This is a genomic window from Flavobacterium sp. CFS9 (genome assembly GCF_041154745.1).
Classification (GTDB): domain Bacteria; phylum Bacteroidota; class Bacteroidia; order Flavobacteriales; family Flavobacteriaceae; genus Flavobacterium.
In genome coordinates this window covers 3,624,589-3,647,678 of sequence record NZ_AP031573.1, presented here as the reverse complement: position 1 = coordinate 3,647,678, position 23,090 = coordinate 3,624,589, and the positions used below count along the sequence as shown (strand labels likewise).

Annotated in this window: 12 protein-coding genes; 8 read left to right on the top strand and 4 right to left on the bottom strand. The window is 38.2% G+C overall.

All coding sequences use genetic code 11. The annotated features are described in order from the left end of the window. Positions 1-127: 127 nt before the first annotated feature. The 8 genes from ACAM30_RS15365 to ACAM30_RS15330 all read left to right on the top strand — a co-directional run bounded on the left by ACAM30_RS15365 (position 128) and on the right by ACAM30_RS15330 (position 19,576). Entirely contained in the window at positions 128-3,133 is a 3,006-nt protein-coding gene (locus ACAM30_RS15365) for a glycoside hydrolase domain-containing protein (RefSeq protein WP_369615475.1), read from the top strand. A 310-nt stretch (positions 3,134-3,443) separates the two neighbouring features. After that, positions 3,444-6,539 carry a DUF5107 domain-containing protein gene (locus tag ACAM30_RS15360; protein WP_369615474.1) on the top strand — a complete coding sequence of 1,032 codons (3,096 nt, stop codon included), beginning with the start codon at positions 3,444-3,446 and terminating at the stop codon, positions 6,537-6,539. A gap of 119 nt (positions 6,540-6,658) precedes the next feature. Continuing rightward, on the top strand, positions 6,659-8,839 hold the full coding sequence (locus ACAM30_RS15355; protein ID WP_369615473.1) for a M1 family aminopeptidase: 2,181 nt from the start codon (positions 6,659-6,661) through the stop codon (positions 8,837-8,839). A gap of 911 nt (positions 8,840-9,750) precedes the next feature. Continuing rightward, positions 9,751-12,831, top strand: coding sequence for a SusC/RagA family TonB-linked outer membrane protein (locus tag ACAM30_RS15350; protein WP_369615472.1), 3,081 nt, complete (start codon positions 9,751-9,753; stop codon positions 12,829-12,831). A 10-nt stretch (positions 12,832-12,841) separates the two neighbouring features. Further along, positions 12,842-14,539, top strand: a complete 1,698-nt coding sequence (locus tag ACAM30_RS15345) for a RagB/SusD family nutrient uptake outer membrane protein (RefSeq protein ID WP_369615471.1) — start codon at positions 12,842-12,844, stop codon at positions 14,537-14,539. A gap of 101 nt (positions 14,540-14,640) precedes the next feature. After that, positions 14,641-15,966 carry a DUF3472 domain-containing protein gene (locus ACAM30_RS15340; protein WP_369615470.1) on the top strand — a complete coding sequence of 442 codons (1,326 nt, stop codon included), beginning with the start codon at positions 14,641-14,643 and terminating at the stop codon, positions 15,964-15,966. A 311-nt stretch (positions 15,967-16,277) separates the two neighbouring features. Further along, complete coding sequence (locus tag ACAM30_RS15335) at positions 16,278-17,633, top strand: Gfo/Idh/MocA family protein (RefSeq protein WP_369618656.1); 1,356 nt, start codon at positions 16,278-16,280, stop codon at positions 17,631-17,633. Positions 17,634-17,719: 86 nt separating this feature from the next. Continuing rightward, a complete protein-coding gene (locus tag ACAM30_RS15330; RefSeq protein WP_369615469.1) occupies positions 17,720-19,576 on the top strand; it encodes a beta-galactosidase in 1,857 nt (618 codons plus the stop codon). A gap of 262 nt (positions 19,577-19,838) precedes the next feature. On the opposite strand, the gene ACAM30_RS15325 is transcribed toward ACAM30_RS15330, so the two are convergent. Genes ACAM30_RS15325 through ACAM30_RS15310 form a run of 4 tightly spaced genes read right to left on the bottom strand, consistent with a single transcriptional unit; the run spans position 19,839 to position 22,852 of the window. Then, positions 19,839-20,840, bottom strand: a complete 1,002-nt coding sequence (locus ACAM30_RS15325) for a hypothetical protein (protein WP_369615468.1) — start codon at positions 20,838-20,840, stop codon at positions 19,839-19,841. An 11-nt stretch (positions 20,841-20,851) separates the two neighbouring features. Next, entirely contained in the window at positions 20,852-21,409 is a 558-nt protein-coding gene (locus ACAM30_RS15320; RefSeq protein ID WP_369615467.1) for a hypothetical protein, read from the bottom strand. A gap of 19 nt (positions 21,410-21,428) precedes the next feature. After that, the gene (locus ACAM30_RS15315) at positions 21,429-22,091 is read right to left on the bottom strand and encodes a hypothetical protein (protein ID WP_369615466.1); all 663 of its coding nucleotides are present in this window, start codon (positions 22,089-22,091) and stop codon (positions 21,429-21,431) included. 47 nt (positions 22,092-22,138) lie between these two features. Continuing rightward, positions 22,139-22,852 carry a hypothetical protein gene (locus ACAM30_RS15310; protein ID WP_369615465.1) on the bottom strand — a complete coding sequence of 238 codons (714 nt, stop codon included), beginning with the start codon at positions 22,850-22,852 and terminating at the stop codon, positions 22,139-22,141. Between the last annotated feature and the right edge of the window lie 238 nt (positions 22,853-23,090).

Genomic DNA, 23,090 nt, shown 5'->3' with positions numbered 1-23,090 from the left:
AGTTATAAACTTATCCTCTAAAAAATAAATTATTTGTAGTTTATCATCTACAACAACCAACAACCAACAACCAACCAACCAACCAACATCTCACAACTCACATTTTACATTTTACATAAAAAAAACAATGAAAACAAACCTAAAAAACAAACCCATTTTGAGTAGACTATTGATGCTATGCCTATTCGTTTTCAGTATTTCGTTAACTGCGCAAATAAAATATACAGACGGTAACGACAGCTGGAACCCTAATTTACTGGGAAATCACAGAGTCGCAGTAGCCTTTACCGGCACCGGAAATGTAGCCAAGACTACGATCGAATGGCGCAGAAGAGACGAAAAGCCCGAACTGAAAAAGATCATCGTTCAGGATGCTTCCGGCAAAACGATTTCAAATATAAAAACGGCTGACATCAACAGAGAAAAGGGTACTGTTTTTTTTGAACCTGTTTCAGGAAAAGGAACGTATTATGTGTATTATATGCCGTACATCGACGAAGGTGATGCCAACTATCCAAAAGGAGTTTACGCCAAACCCGAAGATAAAGCAGACGCACAATGGCTTGTCAAAATCAAACCCAATTTAGCGGACAATTGTACGGTTACCGAAATTCAGAGCGTAAATGCTTTCAACAGTTTTTATCCGATGGAAGTCATCGCAACTGCGGCCGAAACGAAAGAGCTTATTGCCAAAAACAGCGGTAGCTCCTTCCTGGTTTTTCCGGAAGACCGTTTGTATTCCATTCGAATGAAAAATGATTTGCCGCAAAGATGGATTCAAAAAGGCGTTCAAAATACCTTTTCCGACACGGCGTTAAGAGGTGAATATCTGGCGTTTCAATTAGGCGTTTATGCGTTGCAGAATATTGACAACTTAAAAGTTACTTTTTCAAATTTAATCAGTTCTACCGGAGCCATAATCGAAGCGAAAGACCTGAACTGTATCAATACTGATGGAACAAAATACGACGGAGCTGTTTTTACCAATACCGTTTCAGTTTCTAAAGGAAAAATACAGGCTATGTGGTGCGGTATCAATGTTCCGGAAACTGCAGCGGCAGGAACTTACAGCGGTAAAGCGACTGTTATTGCCGATGGAAAATCAAAAGATATTGTACTTCAGATAAAAGTGACTAATGAAATTACTAAAAACGGCGGTATCGATTCTCCCGAGAAAATGACACGTTTGAAATGGCTGAATTCAACCTTAGCACAGGATAATACTGTTATTGCGCCTTATACGCCACTAACCGTCAAGGATACCGAAATCTCTTTATTGGGTAGAAAATTAGTTTTGGGCTCTAATGGTTTTCCAACACAAATTCAAACGTATTTCACACCCGAAATGACAACAATTGGTTCAAAAGCCAATGACATTTTAAGTGCTCCGTTGGCTTTTCATTTTTTGGATGCCTCCGGTAAAGAATCGTTACAATGGAAAAATGCAGGTCTTAAATTTCTGAAAAAAGAAAGCGGAACCGTTTCCTGGGAAAGTATTTCTACATCAAAAACACTTGAAATGAATGTACATGCTTCTTTAGAATTTGATGGCTTTTTAACGTATACGGTAAAAATCACAGCTCTTGAAGATGCTGTGTTTAATGATATCAATTTCCAAATGCCAATTCAGCTCTCTTCTGCAAAATACATGATGGGATTAGGTCAAAAAGGAGGCGATCGTCCTGCTACTTTTGACTGGAAATGGGATGTTGCGCACAAAAATCAGGATGGGGCCTGGATTGGAAATGTAAATTCGGGATTGCAATTTTCGTTACGCGATGAAAAATACAGCCGTCCGTTAAACACCAATTTCTATTTGCAGAAACCTTTATTGCTTCCAACTTCCTGGGGGAACGAAAATAAAGGAGGAATTACCATCACTCCCGATCCAAAATCGGTTTTAGTGAATGCGTACAGCGGCGCCCGAAGCATGAAGAAAGGAGATGTATTGTATTATAATTTCAATTTACTAATCACGCCTTTCCACACCATAAATACCGATTTTCAATGGAATGCTAAATTTTATCACAAATACAGCGATATCGATACGATTGCCAAAACAGGAGCAACCGTAATCAATATTCACCATGCAAATGCGATCAATCCGTATATCAATTATCCTTTCATTGAATTTAAAAAAATGAAAAGCTATATCGATGAGGCGCATGAAAAAGGATTAAAAGTAAAAATTTACAATACCGTTAGAGAGGTTTCAAACAAAGCGTATGAGACTTTTGCTCTCAGAAGTTTAGGGCATGAAATTTACTCTCCGGGTAAAGGAGGCGGATTTTCCTGGCTGCAGGAACATGTGGGAGACGATTATATTGCTGCATGGTTTGTGCCTGAAATTAAAGATGCCGCAATTGTAAACAGCGGAATGAACCGTTGGCACAATTATTATGTGGAAGGCATGAACTGGCTGACACAAAACGTGGGTATCGATGGTGTTTACCTTGATGATGTTGCTTTTGACAGAATTACCATGAAACGAATCAAAAGAGTATTGACCAAAGACGGGCATCCCGGAATTATTGACCTGCACAGTGCCAATCAGTACAACAAAAGTGACGGATTTAACAACAGTGCCAATTTGTACATGGAACACTTTCCATACATCAACAAACTATGGTTCGGAGAGTATTTTGATTACGAAAAAAACAATCCTGACTTTTTCCTAACCGAAGTAAGTGGAATTCCTTTCGGGTTAATGGGTGAAATGCTACAGGACGGAGGAAATCCATGGAGAGGAATGGTATACGGAATGACAAACAGAATGCCATGGAGCCACAATGCCGACCCGAGACCTATCTGGAAGTTATGGGATACCTTCGGAATTAAAGGTTCTGAAATGATTGGGTACTGGAGCGAAAACTGTCCGGTAAAAACGGCTAACGACAAAGTACTCGCAACGGTTTACAAAAAAAACGGAACCGCTTTAATCTCTATCGCAAGCTGGGCCGATACGGATGTAAAAGTGAAACTCAATATCGACTGGAAAAAGTTAGGAATCAATCCGGCAAAAGCAACTATAACTGCCCCTGAAATTTTGAATTTCCAACCGGCACAAACCTTTACCGCAAAAGACGAAATACCGGTATCAAAAGGAAAAGGCTGGTTGTTGATTGTGAAATAAGTGAGAGGTAAAATGTGAGATGTAAAACATCTTTAATTTCATGACGATTACACGCCATGTTTGTCATTTCGACGAAGGAGAAATCACCACAAGAAACTCCACAATCTTTGTCGAGCTACTAACGAAGATTTCTCCTTCGTCGAAATGACAAGATTGTAAAGAAGTTTATCAAAAGACTAATGAATAATCTAAAACCAAGAAGTTTTACAAGACAAAAAAACTAAAGATCAAACATTTAAGAACAAATCTCACAGTTAACATTTTACAACTAGCATTTCACATCTAACATCTAACACTTCACACCAAACATATGAACCTTAAACCTTTCTTACCGATTCTACTCCTTGGAAGTCTGTTTGTCAACGCACAAAATAAACCCACCATAAAAGAATACAAAAAAGTATTCACCACCTACCCGTTTTCGGATCCTGATCCCATTCCGAAACCGGACACAAAGGTGTATCCGTATTTTCGATTTGACGGTTTTACCGATAAACCTGTGCAAAAAGAATGGAAAGTTATCGAACTGGAAAATGATTACATCAAACTCATGATTCTTCCTGAAATTGGCGGAAAAGTTTGGTCGGCTGTTGAGAAATCAACCGGAAAGGATTTTATTTACAACAATCATGTCATCAAATTTAGAGATATTGCCATGCGCGGGCCCTGGACGAGCGGTGGTGTTGAGGGCAATTATGGCATCATCGGACACACACCTAACTGCGCCACTCCCGTTGATTATGTCACTCTCACCAGAGCAGACGGTAGTGTAAGCTGTGTGATTGGCGTATTGGATCTGCTAACGCGAACTTCATGGAAACTGGATATCAATTTACCCAAAGACAAAGCGTATTTTACGACTAATTCCTTCTGGTTCAATGCTACCGAAATCGAACAGCCTTACTACACCTGGATGAATACAGGTATAAAAGCTGCTGAAAGTCTGCAGTTTATTTACCCGGGACAAAGTTATATCGGTCACAATGGCGAACAGAATTCATGGCCCATTGACAAGGAAAATGGTAAAGACCTGTCGTTCTACAAAAACAATGATTTTGGCGGTTACAAATCGTATCATGTCTTTGGTAAATACGACGATTTTTTTGGCGGATATTACCATGACGAAGATTTTGGAATGGGAAGATATGGCAATCACGACGACAAACCCGGCAAGAAAATATGGATCTGGGGATTGTCTCAACAAGGCATGATCTGGGAAAAATTATTAACCGATACCGACGGTCAATACGTAGAAGTCCAGAGTGGAAGACTGTTCAATCAGGCAAGTGAAACCAGCAGTTTAACCCCTTTCAAACAGCGTTCCTTTGCCCCTTATCAAACGGATTTATGGACAGAATACTGGTTTCCGGTAAAACAAACCAAAGGATTTGTGAAAGCAAATAATTACGGTGCCGTAAACGTAAAAAACGAAAACGGCTGGCTTAAAATCTATTTTTCTCCGCTTCAAAAACTAAACGAAAAACTGGAAGTATTTGACAATGGCAAAAAAATCTATTCCAAAGATATTTCGGTAAATACATTGCAATCTTTCAAAGATTCTATTCCAATTGCTGTTGATCCAAACCAATTAAAACTAACACTTGGCGAAAATAAACTCGTGTGGAATTCAGCTCCCGAAGATGGAAATCTGAACCGCCCGTTAGAAATTCCTAAAGATTTTGACCATAACTCGGTGTACGGACTGTATCTGCAAGGAAAAAATTACCTTAGTTTTAAAGATTATGTCAAAGCTGAAGAAAAACTAACAGCCTGTCTTCAAAAAGATCCCAACTACGCTCCTGCCCTTGCTGATTTGGCGATTTTACAAATTCGCAAATTTCAATACCAGGAAGCTGTCCTTTCAGCAAGTAAAGCTTTATCTATTGATACGTATCACCCTGCTGCCAACTATTATTACGGACTGGCTAATCTGCATTTAGGTAATACTACCGATGCTAAAGACGGTTTTGATATCGCTGCAGCAAGCGTTGAGTTCAGAAGCTCTGCTTATACCGCTTTAAGCAAAATTTACTTTAGGGAAAATGATCTTGCAAAAGCAGCTGAATATGCCGAAAAGAGTTTACAAAACAATCAGAATAATGTGGAAAGCCTGCAATTGCTTGCCGTATTGTATCGTCTGCAAAACAATAAAAGTAAAGCAACTGAAATTCTTACTGCAATACATAATGCAGATCCTCTCAATCATTTTGTTGGTTTTGAAAAATATCTTTGGGATTCGTCAGAGGGATCAAAACAGCATTTTAAAGCTTTGATTCAAAACGAAATGCCACAGCAAACGTATCTGGAGTTAGCGATAGGATATGACCAAATAGGCCGTAAAGAAGAAGCCTTAAAGATTTTTTCGCTAGCCCTTCCGAACGCTGAAATAGTATATTGGAAAGCTTATTTAGAAAACAAAACCGTTGATTTAAGCAAAATTCAGCCCGATATTAATTTCCCTTTCCGTGGAGAAACGGCACAAATACTGGAAAAATTAATCCAAACGAACCATCAATGGCAATTGAAATACCATCTGGCTTTAATCGAATGGAATCGCGATAATCTCTCAAAAGCAAAAGAGTTGTTTTTGCACTGTGCCAATCTGCCTGCCGATCCTGCTTTTTATGCGGCCAAAGCTTCATTATTTAAAAACGATCCTCAACTGGTTTTATCCAGTCTGCAGCAAGCAATTAAACTAGACAGTCAAAGCTGGAGATATCCTAAACTTTTAACCGAATACTACATTGGTCAAAAACAATTCGACAAAGCACTGGCAACCGCAGAACCCTTCTATAAAAAACATCCTCAAAATTATGTAATGGGAATGCTGTATGCCAAAACACTGCTCCTGAACAAAAAATACACTGCTGCCGACACTTTCCTGACCAAACTGCAAATCCTTCCCTTCGAAGGAGCTACAGCTGGACGTCAATTGTATCATGAAGCAAAATTGATGCAGGCTTTAGCCGAAATGAAAAACAAGCAGTACAAAAAAGCATTACAATTGATTTCGGATGCTAAATTATGGCCGGAAAATTTAGGAGTAGGAAAACCGTATGACGAAAATATTGACGAAAGGCTCGAAAATTGGCTCAATTATCAATGTTACATGAGCCTGGGCGATGCCAACAAAGCTAAAAGCGCTTTACAAAATATCATTGCTTTTAACCCAAAAGTTGACAACACGGTTATGAATTTTCTTCCAGCTAATCAACTGATTACGGCCTGGGCAATCGAGAAAACTTCTTCGGCACAAAAAGCGGAAGAATGGCTGCAAAAACAAGCCAGGTTATATCCTGACAATAAAATTGTACAATGGACTTTTGAAACATATCGTAAAAAACAATCCAATATTTTAACCGAAGAGGAGAAAGACGGTGAAGTTCGAATTATAGAAAAACTATAAAAACTTCGGTTAAAATTGTATTTTTCGAAATAAAAATGCGAGTTTTAGGGCAAAAAAAATATTTTTTGAAGTCTTAACAACAATAATCAATCAAAATAATCATTCTAAAAAACCAAAAAATGAACAAACAATTTTTAAAGTATTCCCTTTTTAGTCTTTTCCTTGTTGCCGGGCAAAATGTGACCGCCCAAAACAGTGATCAGACCAAAAACCCACTATCCGTTTATCAGGTTACCCCGTTAAAAGTAAATGACTTGATACACACCAAACTCGACGTATCTTTTGATTACGGAAAGCGCTATTTATACGGAAAAGGATGGCTGACTTTAAAACCTCATTTTTACGATACTGATTCTCTTAGACTCGATGCTAAAGGAATGGATTTCAAAACTATTGCTATAGTTGATGGTAAAAAAACGATCCCGTTAAAGTACACCTACGACAATGAACAGCTTTCTATCATCTTAAACAGAAAATATAAAAGCACCGAAAAATATACCATTTTCATTGATTACACCGCAAAGCCGGATGAACTTAAAGTAAAAGGAAGCCTCGCCATAACAGATGCAAAAGGTTTGTATTTTATCAACCCTGACGGAAAAGGCGACAAACCGGTTCAAATCTGGACGCAGGGTGAAACAGAAGCCTCATCAGCTTGGTTTCCAACAATTGACAAACCCAATCAGAAAACAACTTCTGAAATTGCTATGACTGTTGACGCTAAATATACTTCACTCTCTAATGGGAAACTAATATCACAAAAAGACAATAAAAATGGTACGCGTACGGACACCTGGAAAATGGATCTGCCGCATTCACCCTACCTTTTTATGATGGCAGTAGGGGATTTTAAGATTTACAAAGATTCTTATAACGGACAGGAAGTAAGTTATTATCTGGAGCCAAAATATGCACCATACGCCAAACAAATTTTTGGAAAAACTCCGGATATGATGAAGTTTTACGGCAAAATGCTTGGGGTAGAATATCCATGGGGAAAATATGCTCAGATTGTAGCAAGAGACTACGTTTCAGGTGCCATGGAAAACACTTCGGCAACCTTACACGGTGAGCACGTTCAAAAAACGGAAAGAGAGTTATTAGACGACAATCAGGAAAGTACTATTGCACACGAACTTTTTCACCAGTGGTTTGGTGATTATGTAACTGCCGAATCCTGGTCAAACTTAACCATGAACGAATCTTTTGCCACTTTTGGAGAAGTGCTTTGGCACGGTCACGATGAAGGACAGGATGCCGAAGACCGCTCTCGTTATGAAAAACTGCAAAACTGTCTGCGTTCTTCCAAAGACGGAGTTAGTCCGCCATTGGCACGTTTTCATTACGGAAACAAAGAAGATATGTTTGACAACATCAGTTATTCTAAAGGTTCCATCATCTTGTATGCTTTAAAAAATCAAATGGGTGATGAAGCCTTCTTCAAATCTTTAAATAAATATCTGACGACCAATGCATTCAAAACAGGAGAAAGCCACCAATTACGTCTCGCAATGGAAGAAGTAACCGGAAAAGACTGGAGTCCGTATTTCAACCAGTGGTATTTTCAGGGCGGAAATCCGATTCTGAATATTGAATACGGTTATGCCGATGGAAAAGCAACAATGGCAGTAAAACAAGTTCAGGAAAGTTCGGTACAGACCTTTACCCTTCCGTTAAAAGTAGATTTTTATGTTAATGGAACCAAAGTCCGAAAAGATATTTTAATTGACAAAAGAGAGCAGAATTTCAGTTTTGACCTGCCTTCAAAACCGGATTTCATCGATCTTGATCCGGATAAAATTTTAGTGGGTAAAGTCATTGACAACAAAAAAATATCCGACTACCTGTATCAGTACAAAAATGTCCCTACGTACTACAACCGAATTGAAGCGATAAAGTTTGCGGCAAAAGACAAAAGTCATGAGGCACAACTGATTCTTTTGGCCGGTTTACAAGATCAGAGAGACGATTTAAGAACCCGCAGTATCCGTGCCATAGATCTGGCAGACAATGCTATAAAAGAGGCTGCACTTAAAACCTTATTGAACATTGCTCAAAATGATAAAAAAACGAATCCGAGAGCTGCAGCCCTTATAAAACTTGCAGGAACGGGTGATGCCACTTACAAAAATTTAATGATTGAAAGTACTAAGAATCAATCTTATAATGTGGCCGCAGCAGGAGTTTTTGGATTGTCGAAATACGCGCCGGAAGAGGCAGATAAAATAAAAGCAGCTTTAGACGAAGATACCAGAAATCACATAACGCCTTTGCTTAAAGAATTTAACAATCAAAAATAAGTAATCGGTTAAACTGCAATATGGGTATGATTTTAATCCATTGGGTGTAATTATTTTTAAACACATAGGAACATAGATTTAATACTCTAAAAAAGGCGTTTTACTTATTTACAACACACAGAGGCTACTATGTGAAAGAAAGATATTTCTTTTTCGTATTCTCCTTAATAAGTGAAAAAACTATGTTTCTATGTGCCAAATAATATCTTTATTAATTACGTTCAACAGGTTAACCTTACTTAAAATAAAAAGAAACAAGGTTTTATAATTAGTACTTAAAAATATTGTTTCTATGCCTCTCTGATTTGATTAGAGAGGCTTTTTTTTTATCCAAAAAAGAAAAACATACTCTTCAAATTAAAATGCTATCAGAAGACTTTCCTTGTATCTTTTCTCATGCTCTAAAGCTCTTTTAAATCTTCCGGAATTTCTTATTTCGAAAAATCCAATTTCACTGCTATAAATCAGCTAAAAAAATAAGGATTTTATAGTTTTTTTGCTTCACAGCAGAGCAATCCAAAAAAACATTATTTACATAAATAAGACCTGTTTTTAAACGAATTATTTCTTTTTATAAAAAACAATTACAATTACTCGTAAAATTCTCACTTTTTACTTCAGTCTTTATTTTTTTCCCCTGTACAGCTCACCTATTTTCAGAGCCAAATTTAGGCGATTCCGTAAAAAAATGTGCTCGAGAACACAAATTTCGTGTGTTCGAGCACATTTTTCATGTTTTTTCTTGGTTAATAAAAATATAATCAATAGTTTCGTCAAGTAGTTAAAATATCATATAAGATTTTTCCTTCTTTAAAAACCTTTTTGAGAGTAAAAAAGAATAGAAAATCAACACGATAATTACAACAAAAAACAACCGCAAAAACAATCATTAACCAAAACCAAACAGAAGTATGAAAGAAGCACTTTCAAAAAATCCTAAGATTTTAAAGTTGCAGACGGTACTTGATAAAAGTTTAAAAACAACATTGTGTACTTTGTTGTCCGTAACTTTTCAAATTACAACTGCTGCTCCCTCAAAAGAGATTTCTTTAAACAAAACCAGCTTACTGGCCTTCCAAAAAATAGTGAAGGGTAAAGTTGTGGATGAAAAAGGAATTCCAATTCCTGGTGTAAATGTTATTATAAAAGGCTCCAAGACCGGTGTTCAAACGGATATCGATGGAAGTTTTGCCATAGAGATACCAAATGCCAATACCATTCTGGTATTCTCCTTTTTGGGAATGCAGGATCAGGAAATCCCTGCCGGAAATGGTACTATCAAAGTGACTATGAAAGAAGCCGGGCAGCAGATGGACGAAGTTGTAGTCGTGGGGTACAGCAAAGTAAAAAAAGAAAGCCTGACCGGGTCATTACAAACTTTAGACAATAAAAAACTAACGGATGTTACTACTCCCGCTGTTGAGAATTTATTAGCAGGAAAAGCAAGCGGAGTTTTTGTTAGTACCAGTGGAGGTCAACCCGGAGGTGCTTCAAAGGTAGTGATCAGAGGCCGTAGTACTGTAAATGGAAGCACCGACCCCCTTTGGGTTGTAGATGGTGTAATTGTAGGAAACAGTTCTCCTCCAATGAATCCATCAGATATTGAAAGTCTTACTGTACTTAAAGATGCCGCTTCTACAGCAGTTTACGGTTCCCAAGGTGCCAATGGTGTCATTGTTGTTACGACAAAAAGTGGCAAAGGCGGCAAAGCAACTATAAACTTTTCTGCAAAAACATCTATGGCGACATTAGATTCAGGAAACTTTAAAATCATGAACGGAAGCCAATTGTATGACCTTTACGATTCTTTTCCAAACAAACAAATTTTCCAGAATGCTTCCTGGTGGACACCTGAATTGAGAAATAAAAATTTTGATTGGTGGGACACTGCCACTCAAACTGGTCTTGCAGAAGATTACAACCTATCGGTTAGTGGTGGTGGAGAAAACTTTAAAAGTTATGTTTCCTTAGGCCTTTATGACGAAACCGGAGCTGTAATAGGCTACGATTTTAGAAGACTAAATGGTTTGATGAAATTTGAATACAAGCCAACCAACTGGTTGACCATAAGACCACAGGTAAACTTAACCAAGCAAACTACTTATGATAAGCAACATGATGTTGGTGCAATGTATCGCAACCTGCCATGGGACAGTCCTTATTTACCGGACGGATCATTAGTTGGAAATGCTCCTAACCCAACCTGGGTAAATACTACAGGATCTAACTATTTGTACGATTTACAATGGAATTTTTCTGAATCTGAAAATTACAATGTACGTTCCAATCTTGATTTTGATGTTAGGTTAACTAAATGGCTGACTTTTGCTTCTGTGAACAATTATATTTTTGGTAATTCGAATTCAACTTCTTACTCTGACCCAAGATCTTCTTCAGGTTTGGCTGTAAAAGGAAGAATTGAAGATTATTTCAGCACTTTTAACAGACTATATACCAATCAATTATTAAAATTCAACACCTCTTTTGATAAACATCAAATCAATGCTGTTGCCGGTTATGAGTGGAATGAATACAGCTCCAAATACAGTAATGCCATTGCGACGGGAATCCCTCCGGGAATTATTGTAACAGATCCGGCTGCTATTCCGGAAAAAGTAGATGGTAACCGCTCTGAATGGGCTGTACAATCGCTTTTGTCAAACATGAACTATTCTTATGACAACCGATACCTGGCACAACTTTCTTTCCGTCGTGACGGAGCATCCAATTTTGGAAAAAATGCGCAGTATGGTAATTTCTTCTCTATCAGTGGTGGATGGAACATCCATAATGAAGCTTTCTTTCAGGCAAAATGGATTAACAATTTAAAATTAAGAGCGAGTTACGGATCGGTAGGAAACCGTCCAAACAGCTTATACGGACATCTTCCATTGTATTCTTTCTCTCAAAGTTACAATGCAAATCCGGGAGCTTTGATTTCTCAATTGGCAAACCCTGACTTAAGCTGGGAAAAAACCTATACTGCCGGAGTTGGTTTAGATGTAAGTTTCTTCAACAGAGTAAACATTACGTTTGATTATTACGATAAAGATACCTCAGATTTATTATATGCAGTGCCTCTTCCGGGTGTTATTGGGGTAACCAGTATCTGGAAAAATGTTGGTGCCGTAAACAACAGAGGTTTTGAAGCTTCTATTAGTGTAGACATCATCAAAAACGAAAATCTGAAATGGACTGTTGATGCTAACATTGGTGCCAACAAAAATAAAGTTACAAGTCTTTACGGAGATCGTCAGGAAATTATTGTAGGAGACGGTAGCGGAGTTGCCGGTTCTGCCGATAAATTATTGAAACCGGGTACTGATGTAGACAGCTGGTTCCTTACAGAATGGGCTGGTGTTGATCCTCAAAACGGAAAACCACAATGGTATACTACCAATGCTGCAGGAGAACGTGTAAAAACAAATAGCTACGCAGAAGCCTCAAAATACAAAAAGATTATTGGCTCTTATACTCCTGATTTCTTTGGAGGATTCTCTACCACTCTGAACTACAAAAACTTTGATTTTGCTGCTATTTTCAGCTATTCTGTAGGAGGACAAATTTACAACTATGCCAGATCGGAATTTGACTCAGACGGAGCTTATACTGACCGAAACCAAATGAATCTGCACAGCGGATGGAGCCGTTGGGAAAAACCAGGTGATATTGCCACCCACCCACAAGCTATTTATGATAACACAAGTCAATCCAATAAAGCTTCCTCTCGTTTTCTGGAGACCGGAACTTATTTGAAAATGAGAAGCCTTTCATTGGGTTACAACATACCGCTTAAAAGTATTAATATCAATAGTCTAAGATTATTTGTGGCCGGAGAAAATTTATTCACCATCTCCCACTTTTCAGGTGTAACACCAGAGTTGTCTCCTAATTACAATAGTGGAACCGGTCAATATGTGATCTCAGGTACCGCTACACAAATTTACCCGCAAACTCGCAGAATTACACTTGGACTTAACCTATCACTTTAAAAACAAAATCATGAAAAAGATAATACTACTAGGTCTCGCAATTAGTTTTCTGAGCTCATGTGAGTTAGACAGAGAGCCATTCGCTTCCTATACAAAAGATAAAATACAACAAGATAAAGAAGCTTCGGTAGAAGTATTGCTAAACGGATGTTATGCACAATTAAAGGGGTGGTCAGATGTGATGCACCGCGTTGGAGAATATCCGGGAGACAACATCATGATCAGAGGAACTTCTACTGACTCCTTCTACTCTTTCATCTCCTATCAGCATCTTCCTGATAACGGCAGATTGTCTACTTTTTGGAATAACGGTTATAAAATTATTTCACAATCAAGTGATTTAATCAAACTCATTTCAGAAGGAGAAAGCCCTGCTATTGACCAGCAATTAGGAGAAGCTTACTACTTAAGAGGTATGATTTATTTTTACTTATGCCGTACCTATGGAAGACCTTATGCACAATCGCCTGAAACCAATTTAGGTGTACCAATTGTAAACGGCTTACCGGCAGATTTGAACAACCTTAGACTTCCGGACCGTTCTACCGTAAAAGCAACTTACGAACAAGCGATTAACGACTTGAAAAAAGCAGAAGCTCTAATGTCTGTTGGGAAATCTGCAGCATATGCGACTAAAGAAGCTGCTCAGGCAATGCTTTCAAGAGTGTATTTGTACATGAGTGGTACTTACGAAACACCAAATCAGGAGTATGCAACACTTTCTATTGATTATGCTAAAAAAGTAATTGCAAGCGGAAGATACAGTTTGTTAAGCCGCTCTAACTTTATGAAATACAATACTTATGCTCCGGATTCTTCTGAACAAACCGAAACAATTTTTGCGGTAAAAAGAGTAGCTACAGAATATTCAGGATTCGATCATTATTACGGAATTGGAGGAATGTATGCTAATATTCAGGGACAAGGATGGGGCGAAATGTATGCCAGTGGAGAGTACCTTGATTTATTGAGTAAAGCCGGACTGAAAAAAGATGCTCGTTGGGCCTTTATTGATCCGCAATATACCAAAGATGCCAGCGGAAATAAAACAGAAGCCTTCCGTTTCATAGTTGATGTATACAATACCGGAGGAACTCAAACCGGATACAATTACATCCAGCAGCCGTTAAAAACAAAAGCAGACGGATCGTATTTTATTACAATTGGAACTACTGATTACAACCTTACCGCTGTAAATGCAGCCAATAATCAGTACTCCATTTCTTATCAGGGAAAAACTTATACAGGAGAGAAAGATTACATGATGCTTTTAAACCGTGTGTATCCAATGTTCTATATTACAAAATGTTCTTTACAGGATAATGATTCACACCTGCATTCGCCTATCATCTCAAGATTAGCCGAAATGTACCTGAACATGGCCGAAGCTTATGCAAAAAAAGGAGATTATTCTAATGCTTTGACTAACCTGAACATTATTCGCGAAAGATCAATTGTTGGCGGTGGCTATAGCTCTTTAAGCAGTACAAATGCTTCACAGCGCATCGACGAAGAGCGTCAATTAGAATTGGCTTTTGAAGCGCACCGTGGTTATGACGTTTACAGAAACGGACAAACAATGACACGTCGCTATCCTGGTCCTCATTTACCAATGAATGACGTTCCGGCAACAAGCCCTCGTGTGGTGCAATACATCCCACAATCAGAAATTAATGCTTATCCGGGAACTTTAACACAAAACCCATAGTTTTTTATTTTATTGTTTGTTTTGAAACCTCTCTAATTTGGTCAATTAGAGAGGTTAATTTAAAAAAGAAGAATACATTTATAATAACTTAATCGCAACAAATGAAAAAAATAGTATACCTGTTTTTTGCTTCTTTTCTAGTTTCGGTTTCCTGCGTTGGCAGCAATGATGATGCACCATCGGAAAATGAAACCATAGAAAATCCAAAGACAACAATTTCTCTGCCTCTTGGTGGAAATGCGTATAGTTCTAAACATTTAGACGGAAAAAATACCATTACTGACAATGGCATCGAAAACTGGACGGATTCCAACGAGTTTTTCACGGCTTATTTCAGAATTTCCAAACCCGGAACTTTTCAAATTACGGTAGAAGAATCTGTTGAAGTGTATGGAAAATCCGAACTGGAATTTTCGATCAATAATGAATCCAAAAAAGTAAACTTCACCACTTCAAAAAAGGCTGTTATCGCAGGAACCTGGAACCTTAAAAAAGAAGGATACATTGCTGTTAAAATAAAAGGAATCAGTAAAACCGGCGATCGTTTCCCGTCTATTAGTCGTCTAACGATTGCAAGTGCTGATTTTGACGGTAAAATCTCTTACGTACCCAACAACGAAGGTGACTTCTATCATTGGGGACGTCGTGGACCTTCTGTTCATTTAAACTATCAGACTCCCGAAAACACCAATACCGAGTGGTATTACAACGAAATTACTGTTCCTCAGAACGAAGATAAAATTGGATCTTATTTTATGGCAAATGGTTTTGGCGAAGGTTACTTCGGAATTCAGGTAAACTCAGCCACAGAAAGAAGAATTTTATTCTCAGTCTGGAGCCCGTTTACCACTGACGATCCCAACAGTATTCCGGAAACTCATAAAATTAAACTGCTGAAAAAAGGCGAAAATGTACACACAGGCGAATTCGGTAACGAAGGTTCAGGTGGACAAAGCTACCTGAAATACAACTGGAAAGCTGGAAACACGTATAAGTTTTTACTTCGAGGACTGCCTGCCGGTAATAATACTACCACATATACCGCCTACTTTTACGCTCCCGAACTGAATAAATGGTTGTTGATTGCCAGTTTCAATCGTCCTCAAACCAATACCTATTTGAAAAGATTTCATTCCTTTCTGGAAAATTTCATTCCGGAACAAGGAGATCTGTCCCGCAAAGTCCTGTTCAACAACCAATGGGTTTGCGACGACAAAGGTAACTGGTTCGAAATTAATTCAGCACGTTTTACCAACGACAACACAGGAGCAAAAGAATACCGAATGGATTTTGCCGGAGGAACAGAAGATGGTTTCTTTTATCTAAAAAACGGAGGCTTTTTTAATGACTATACCACTCCAAAAACTATTTTTACAAAACCATTAACGAATAAAAAACCGGAAATAAATTTCAATACATTACCTTAAAAATTATTAAAAAAAAAATTGAAATGAAATTATATTAACACATAGCAACATAGTCTTTATAAACTAAAAAAGGCGTTTCACGAATTAAAATGTACATAGCAGACTATGTGAAAGAAAGACTTTTCTTTTTTGAATTTCTTTTTAAGACATTAACAACTATGTTTCTATGTGTTAGAATTAAACTTTTGTCAATTTCACCATACAATTTACTAAAAATACAACACAACAATAATCCCCGATAATCGGATTTTTAGATTATCAATCATTTAAAATCAAAATAATACCTTATGAAAACTAGTATTTTAAAATTCATGTTAGCCGCCTGTATTCTGTTTGGAGGAACAATCGCATCGGCACAAATGATTAAAACCAAAACACCGGCTCGCGCAAAAGGTCAAACTGACGTTTTGCGTTTGGCAACCGCACCAATACCTACCGTTCGTGTTGCCTTTATAGGTCTTGGAATGCGTGGTCCGGGAGCAGTTGAGCGCATGACGCATATTCCGGGTGTCGAAATTGTTGCATTATGTGATATGACACAGGAAAACACTTCTAAAGCAAACGAAACCTTAACCAAAGCAGGATTTCCTAAAGCTCAGGAATTTTACGGTGACGAAAATGCCTGGAGAAAAGTAACGGCTTTACCAAATGTTGATTTAGTATACATCGCTACCGACTGGAAACATCATGCTATCATTGGTGTTCAGGCCATGAAAGATGGTAAACATGTAGCCATAGAAGTTCCGGGTGCAATGACCATGGAAGAAATCTGGCAGCTTATTGATACTTCTGAAAAAACCCGTAAACACTGTATGCAGCTTGAAAACTGTGTCTACGACTTCTTCGAACTTACGACATTAAACATGGCGCAGCAAGGTGTGTTTGGAGAAATTCTTCATGCCGAAGGATCTTACATCCACGGACTTCAGCCTTTCTGGGGAGAATACTGGAACAACTGGAGAATGGATTACAACATCAAACACCGTGGCGACATTTATGCTACTCATGGTATGGGACCCGCTTGTCAGGCTTTGAACATTCACCGTGGTGACAAAATGAACTTTTTAGTTTCTATGGATACGAAAGCAGTTGGAAATCCGGCATACATTAAAGAAAAATCAGGAAAAGAAATTAAAGATTTCAGAAATGGCGATCACACCATGACCATGATTCGTACCGAAAACGGAAAAACAATTCACATCCAGCATGATGTTACCTCTCCTCGTCCGTACAGCAGAATGTACCAATTGAGTGGTACGAAAGGTTTTGCTAATAAATACCCATTAGAAGGATATGCATTAGACGGCAAAGAACTAGGTGACGACGTAAAACCAAATCACGAAAAATTAAGCGCACACTCTTTTGTTCCGGCAGACGTAAAAAAAGCGTTAATGGAAAAATACAAACACCCGATTGTAAAAAATATCGAAGAGCAGGCTAAAAAAGTGGGCGGTCACGGCGGAATGGATTTCGTAATGGATTACCGTTTGATTTACTGTCTGCAAAAAGGACTTCCGTTAGATATGGACGTTTACGACTTAGCCGAATGGTCTTGTTTAGGTCCTTTAACAGAGATTTCGCTTGACAACGGTTCAGCTCCTGTAGAAATTCCTGATTTTACACGTGGCGGATGGAACAAGTTGAAAAAATTAGAATTTTCAGAATAATATTTATTGGTTAGTTAGTAGAAACAAGAGGGCGCGATTTATAGTGCTCTCTTGTTCATTATAGTCAACACTAATTTAAATTAAAGATGAAAAAAATATATCTTACCTTTCTGTTTCTTTCTCTTACCCTTTGCGCAACAGCCCAAGAGAAACAAAGTTTTGCTATTGCCAATGGAAATTTCCTGTTGAACGGAAAACCCATACAAATTCACTCCGGTGAAATGCACTACTCCCGTATTCCACAACCCTATTGGCGTCATCGTTTAAAGATGATGAAAGCTATGGGTTTAAATGCTGTTGCCACTTATGTTTTTTGGAATTATCACGAAACAGCTCCCGGAATCTGGGACTTTAAAACCGGAAATAAAAATCTGGCCGAGTACATTAAAACGGCTCAGGAAGAAGGTTTGTTCGTGATCTTACGTCCAGGCCCTTATGTTTGTGCCGAATGGGAATTTGGAGGTTATCCATGGTTTTTACAAAATGTTCCTAATATGGTTATTCGTGGAAATAATGCGGCCTATCTGGGAGCAACAAAAGCCTATTTTACGGAACTATACCATCAGGTTAAGAATTTACAAATCACCAAAGGAGGCCCGATTATTATGGTTCAGGGCGAAAATGAATTTGGTTCGTATGTAGCGCAGCGCAAAGACATTCCGCTTGAAGAACATAAAAAATACAGTGCAGCCGTTTTTCAACAATTGAAAGACATTGGTTTCGAAGTTCCATTCTTTACTTCAGACGGAAGCTGGTTATTTGAAGGCGGAGCTTTACCCGGTGCTCTCCCAACAGCAAATGGTGAAAGTGATGTTGCAAAACTAAAAAATGTGGTCAATCAATTCAATAATGGACAAGGTCCGTATATGGTGGCTGAATTCTACCCGGGCTGGCTGGATCACTGGGCTGAGCCCTTCCCTACACAAACTCCGGAGGAAACCGTTGCCCAAACACAAAAATATCTGGACAATCAGGTTTCTTTCAACTATTATATGGTGCATGGCGGAACTAACTTTGGCTTTACTTCCGGAGCAAATTACGACAAAGAACATGACATTCAACCCGACATGACCTCTTACGATTACGATGCACCTATTAGCGAAGCAGGCTGGGCAACTCCCAAATACAATGCGTTAAGAGCCATCCTCAAAACCAATGAAACTCCTCCTGTTCCTGCAAAAATGCCTGTTATTACCATTCCAAATATTGCACTAACCAAAACCGTAGATCTGGACGATGTAAAATCTAAAATTACACCAGTTATTGCAGACAATCCTTTAACCTTCGAGCAGCTCAATCAGGGAGACGGTTATGTCTGGTACAGCAAACGATTTACACAGCCTATTAGCGGAAAGCTGGAATTAAAAGGTTTACGCGATTATGCTATAGTGTATGTCAACGGGAAAAAAGTAGCCGAATTAAACCGCTATTACAAAAAATACGATTGTGAAATTGAAGTTCCGTTTAATGCAACATTAGACATTTTGGTAGAGAATATGGGACGTATCAATTACGGTTCTCAAATTAATGCCAATAACAAAGGAATCATTAGTCCGGTCATGATCAATGGCGAAACCATTACAGGAAATTGGAAAATATATCAATTGCCAATGGCTCAGGAACCTGATGTAACAGCTTACAAGAATACCGGAAAAACAGACCGTCCCACTTTATATCAGGGAACCTTTAATCTAAGCAAAACAGGCGATACCTTTCTGGATATGCGCGATTGGGGCAAAGGAATTGTTTTTGTAAACGGAATCAATATAGGCCGTTACTGGAGCATTGGCCCACAACAGACATTATATGTTCCGGGTTGCTGGCTTAAAAAAGGCAAAAACACCATTATGATCTTTGAACAGAAAAACGGAAAAACCCAAAAGGAAATAAAAACAATACTTACTCCAATTTTAGAGGATTTAAAACCTGAAAACGGTCAATAATACCGATTGTATATTCAATATAGTCCAATTTACATTGTACAATTTTCATATTACACCGGCATTATACCGGAAAACATTAGAGTAAAATAGAACTAAAATTAGTATAAAATTTTCTGCTTTTCAAAAAAAATCCCAAACTCCAACAAAAATTGGAATTTGGGATTTTAAATTACTTCCAGTTAAAAGTAATTTTCTTTTGGATTTTAGTATTCTAACTTAAAAATTGCTTTGAGATTTATAATAAATAGAAATTCCATAAAACCTAATACATATCATTTATTGTTTGCCAATTCACACCATCACTTTGAAAAGTATAGACTCTGCCACCATTCAATACAGTAGAAGTACCTCCGCCATAGGCTATAAAAGTTGATATGTTTCTAACAGAATTGCTAATATTCTTAACAATATAAACCCTTCCCTTACAAGTACTTGCCGCAGGTAATGTGATCTCTGTACCCGAATAATAACTTCCGGGGTTTAAAATAACAGTGTAATCACCGTCATTTAAAGTCGTATTGCCTGTTATCACTCTTATGGGTAAAGAAACTGACCCGCCAACCTGCAAAACAGAATTGGCAACTGCCCCACCTGTGGATATCCCTATCCTAACGTCACTCGAATTGCCGGTCCCCTGCATACGCATCAACTCAATTGTACTCCCGCTAGAATGGTTCTTTTTAAATATAATAGGCTCGTCTCCATCGTCTCCAACAGTAAACTCTAAAGAACCATTAATACCAGTACCTGTAGATCCTATTTCAAAAAAATCACTAATGCCAGAAGTCCCTTTTAACCTCAAATTTCCATCTGTGGTCGTAAAAATCATAGGTTTGTAATATAGATTTCCAGAAGCTTCAAATTGCAACGCTGAAGTTCCGCCCCCTCTAAGGTAAGCCATGTATTGATTGGCATCGGTAAAATCTGCAGCTGTTGTCACCAGCCCTAATGTACCGCGTTTTCCTGCTTCAAGAATAGACGTATTATTAGAGGTCAGGGCTACTTTTGTATCAGTGGTCGTTCCTAATACACTGGTTGCTGTTGCATTCGAATTACCGTTTAACCCCCAGTTATTTGCACTTCCTCCTATTAAAGAGAGAGTCCCATTGCTTAAACCAATATACAATTGATTCGTATCGGAGGTTTTGTATAAATCACCTAGTCCGGCATTGGTAATCGTTGGCACTAATGCCGAAGTGGTACTAATTTGAGAACGGCCAATGTTACTGAGGAGCAGTACTAAAAATATAAATTTAAACTTCATTTTTTCCTAATCTATTTAATTCTTTTTATAAGTAAGGAAGACCCATTATTGGTCATTGTTAGTGACGGAACAGCTGCTGTAGAAGCATAGGTACGCCCTTTTAACTTAACCGTCACATTTGCTGTTGTTGTTTCTATAGTTTTAGTCACTGCAACTGTATTTTTATCTACAAGACTATTTCTGGCACAGGTATAAGCCCTTGTGCCCGGTGCTTCTGTGCCTCCAACTTCCAGATAGAATTCTCCGCCGGATCTTTCATTATTATTAATCGTTGTACTTACTCTGTAGGTTATTTCATAACGACCAGGTTTGTTAATCATAATCAGGACACCTGATCTGGTAAAATCTGAGATATCAACAATTCCAAAATTACTAAACGCAATGTCTGCAAAGGTACTCGTCAGCGTTTGAGAAACAGTCGGAGTACCCACATATGCTTCTAAAACATTTCCTACTCCCTGTTCTATATCTATCAAAGTTCCTTTTTTACTCACCACTTTGACCGTTTGTGTATACCCCAAATTACAAAATGCCAGAAAAAGCACCAAAACATTGATTTTAAGAAACATATAAATTTATTTACAAAGATTATTTAACATACTGAACTTCAATAACATCACCAGCATACATGGGCAGGTCGGTTGCACTATATGTAATGGTAACTTTATCTGCTGCTGCCACAAAATCGGTACCTGATCTTAATTTAATACCGTTTCTAAAAACAAATAATTTAGCATCTGTAGTTCCGGCAGTCAGAACCGGTAAACCCACTACGGCAACATCTACATTCGCAGCCGCATTGGCTACTTGTGTATACTCGACTCTGATTCCGCTCACTAAACTTTCGGCTTTCATTTTTTTGGTAGCACCTGTAGCTTCGTCTCTTACTAATAAAGTCCAGCCTGTACCTGTTCCGCCATGGATTGATGCTGTTGTTGCATTGGTAGATGGAGCGCCTGTTTCTAAAACAAGACCATCAAGACCAAATACTTTTCCGGTTGCATCGATATAAGTATCATTGGTCAGTTGGCCTCCCAATTGCCAGGTGGTGGTGGTGACATCAGCAGTTGTATTTACAATCTGTGTAATACCGTTATTGGATTGAAAATACTTTATCGTACCCTTATTATCAACCACTTTTACTGCTTTCACCCCTTTTGTAACATCTGCCGTCGATTGGGCATTTGCTGCGGTAACTCCAAGAAGCACTGTTGCACAAAGTGCAAATTTTAAGAATTTTGTTTTCATCATTTTTCTGTTTTAATTATTAATATTAATTTATGGTTTATGTTTTTGTATTAATAAATGAGTACAATCCGTACTTCGTCGTTTTGGTAGCATATTGCACTGGGCTCTAATTTTATAGTACCCGGTTTCACTATGGAGAAATCTACTCTGATACCATTTCGGTATACATTTACTTTTTGCGGATCATTAATGGGAGATACCGTTGTGAATTCTGCCTGACCTTCTTTGGCGATATACAGCTCCTGTTTTTCCTGTACGAACGAATTTGCCGCAGCTTTTTTCAGGGTTCCGTTCGTTTTATCAGCCACTATAATTTCATCGGTTGTGAAATCTCCCGCTTCCAACCCCTGCAGAGCAAGTGTATTTGTGGCTGTTGTGGTTAGCGTTGTGGGGGTTTCTAATGCACCTCCCAATTGCAGCTTGCCGTTAGAAAATGTCAGACCGTTACCGGCTGTTACCGATAGACTGTCATCCGTGGTCGCTATTCTGTTCCATTTACTTTTTGACCAGTAATAATACCCAGGAGTAATATCTGAAACGGTGGCGGTGTTGTAAACCAATAAACTCTCGACATTACCATTGGCGATAGTGGTTAAGTCTTTACTTCCCGTTAATGCGATTCTGGGAATAATAACTCCTTTATTAGTTGAAACGATATCAAGCATCGCAGAATTATCCGGTTTAGAACTCCCTATCCCTACCTGGCTATACGAGACACCATATAATAGTAGTAAAATCGAAATAAATAGTAATCTGTAACTCATCCTAATTTTTTGTATTTCAGTTCCACAAAAATTGCTTATTTTACTTTGCAAGATTAATCCTAAAAAAAGTAATGATTTAATCAAAAACAATAAATGGTATATCTGAAGTTATATGTGGAATATTAAGTTAAAAAATGGTTTAATATTCTTCATCGGACCTTATGAAGCGTTGTCAGTGACCGTCATCAGATAAAAAAGTTGAGACGGATTGTGTCAGAGATGTACCCGGACAGGAAGG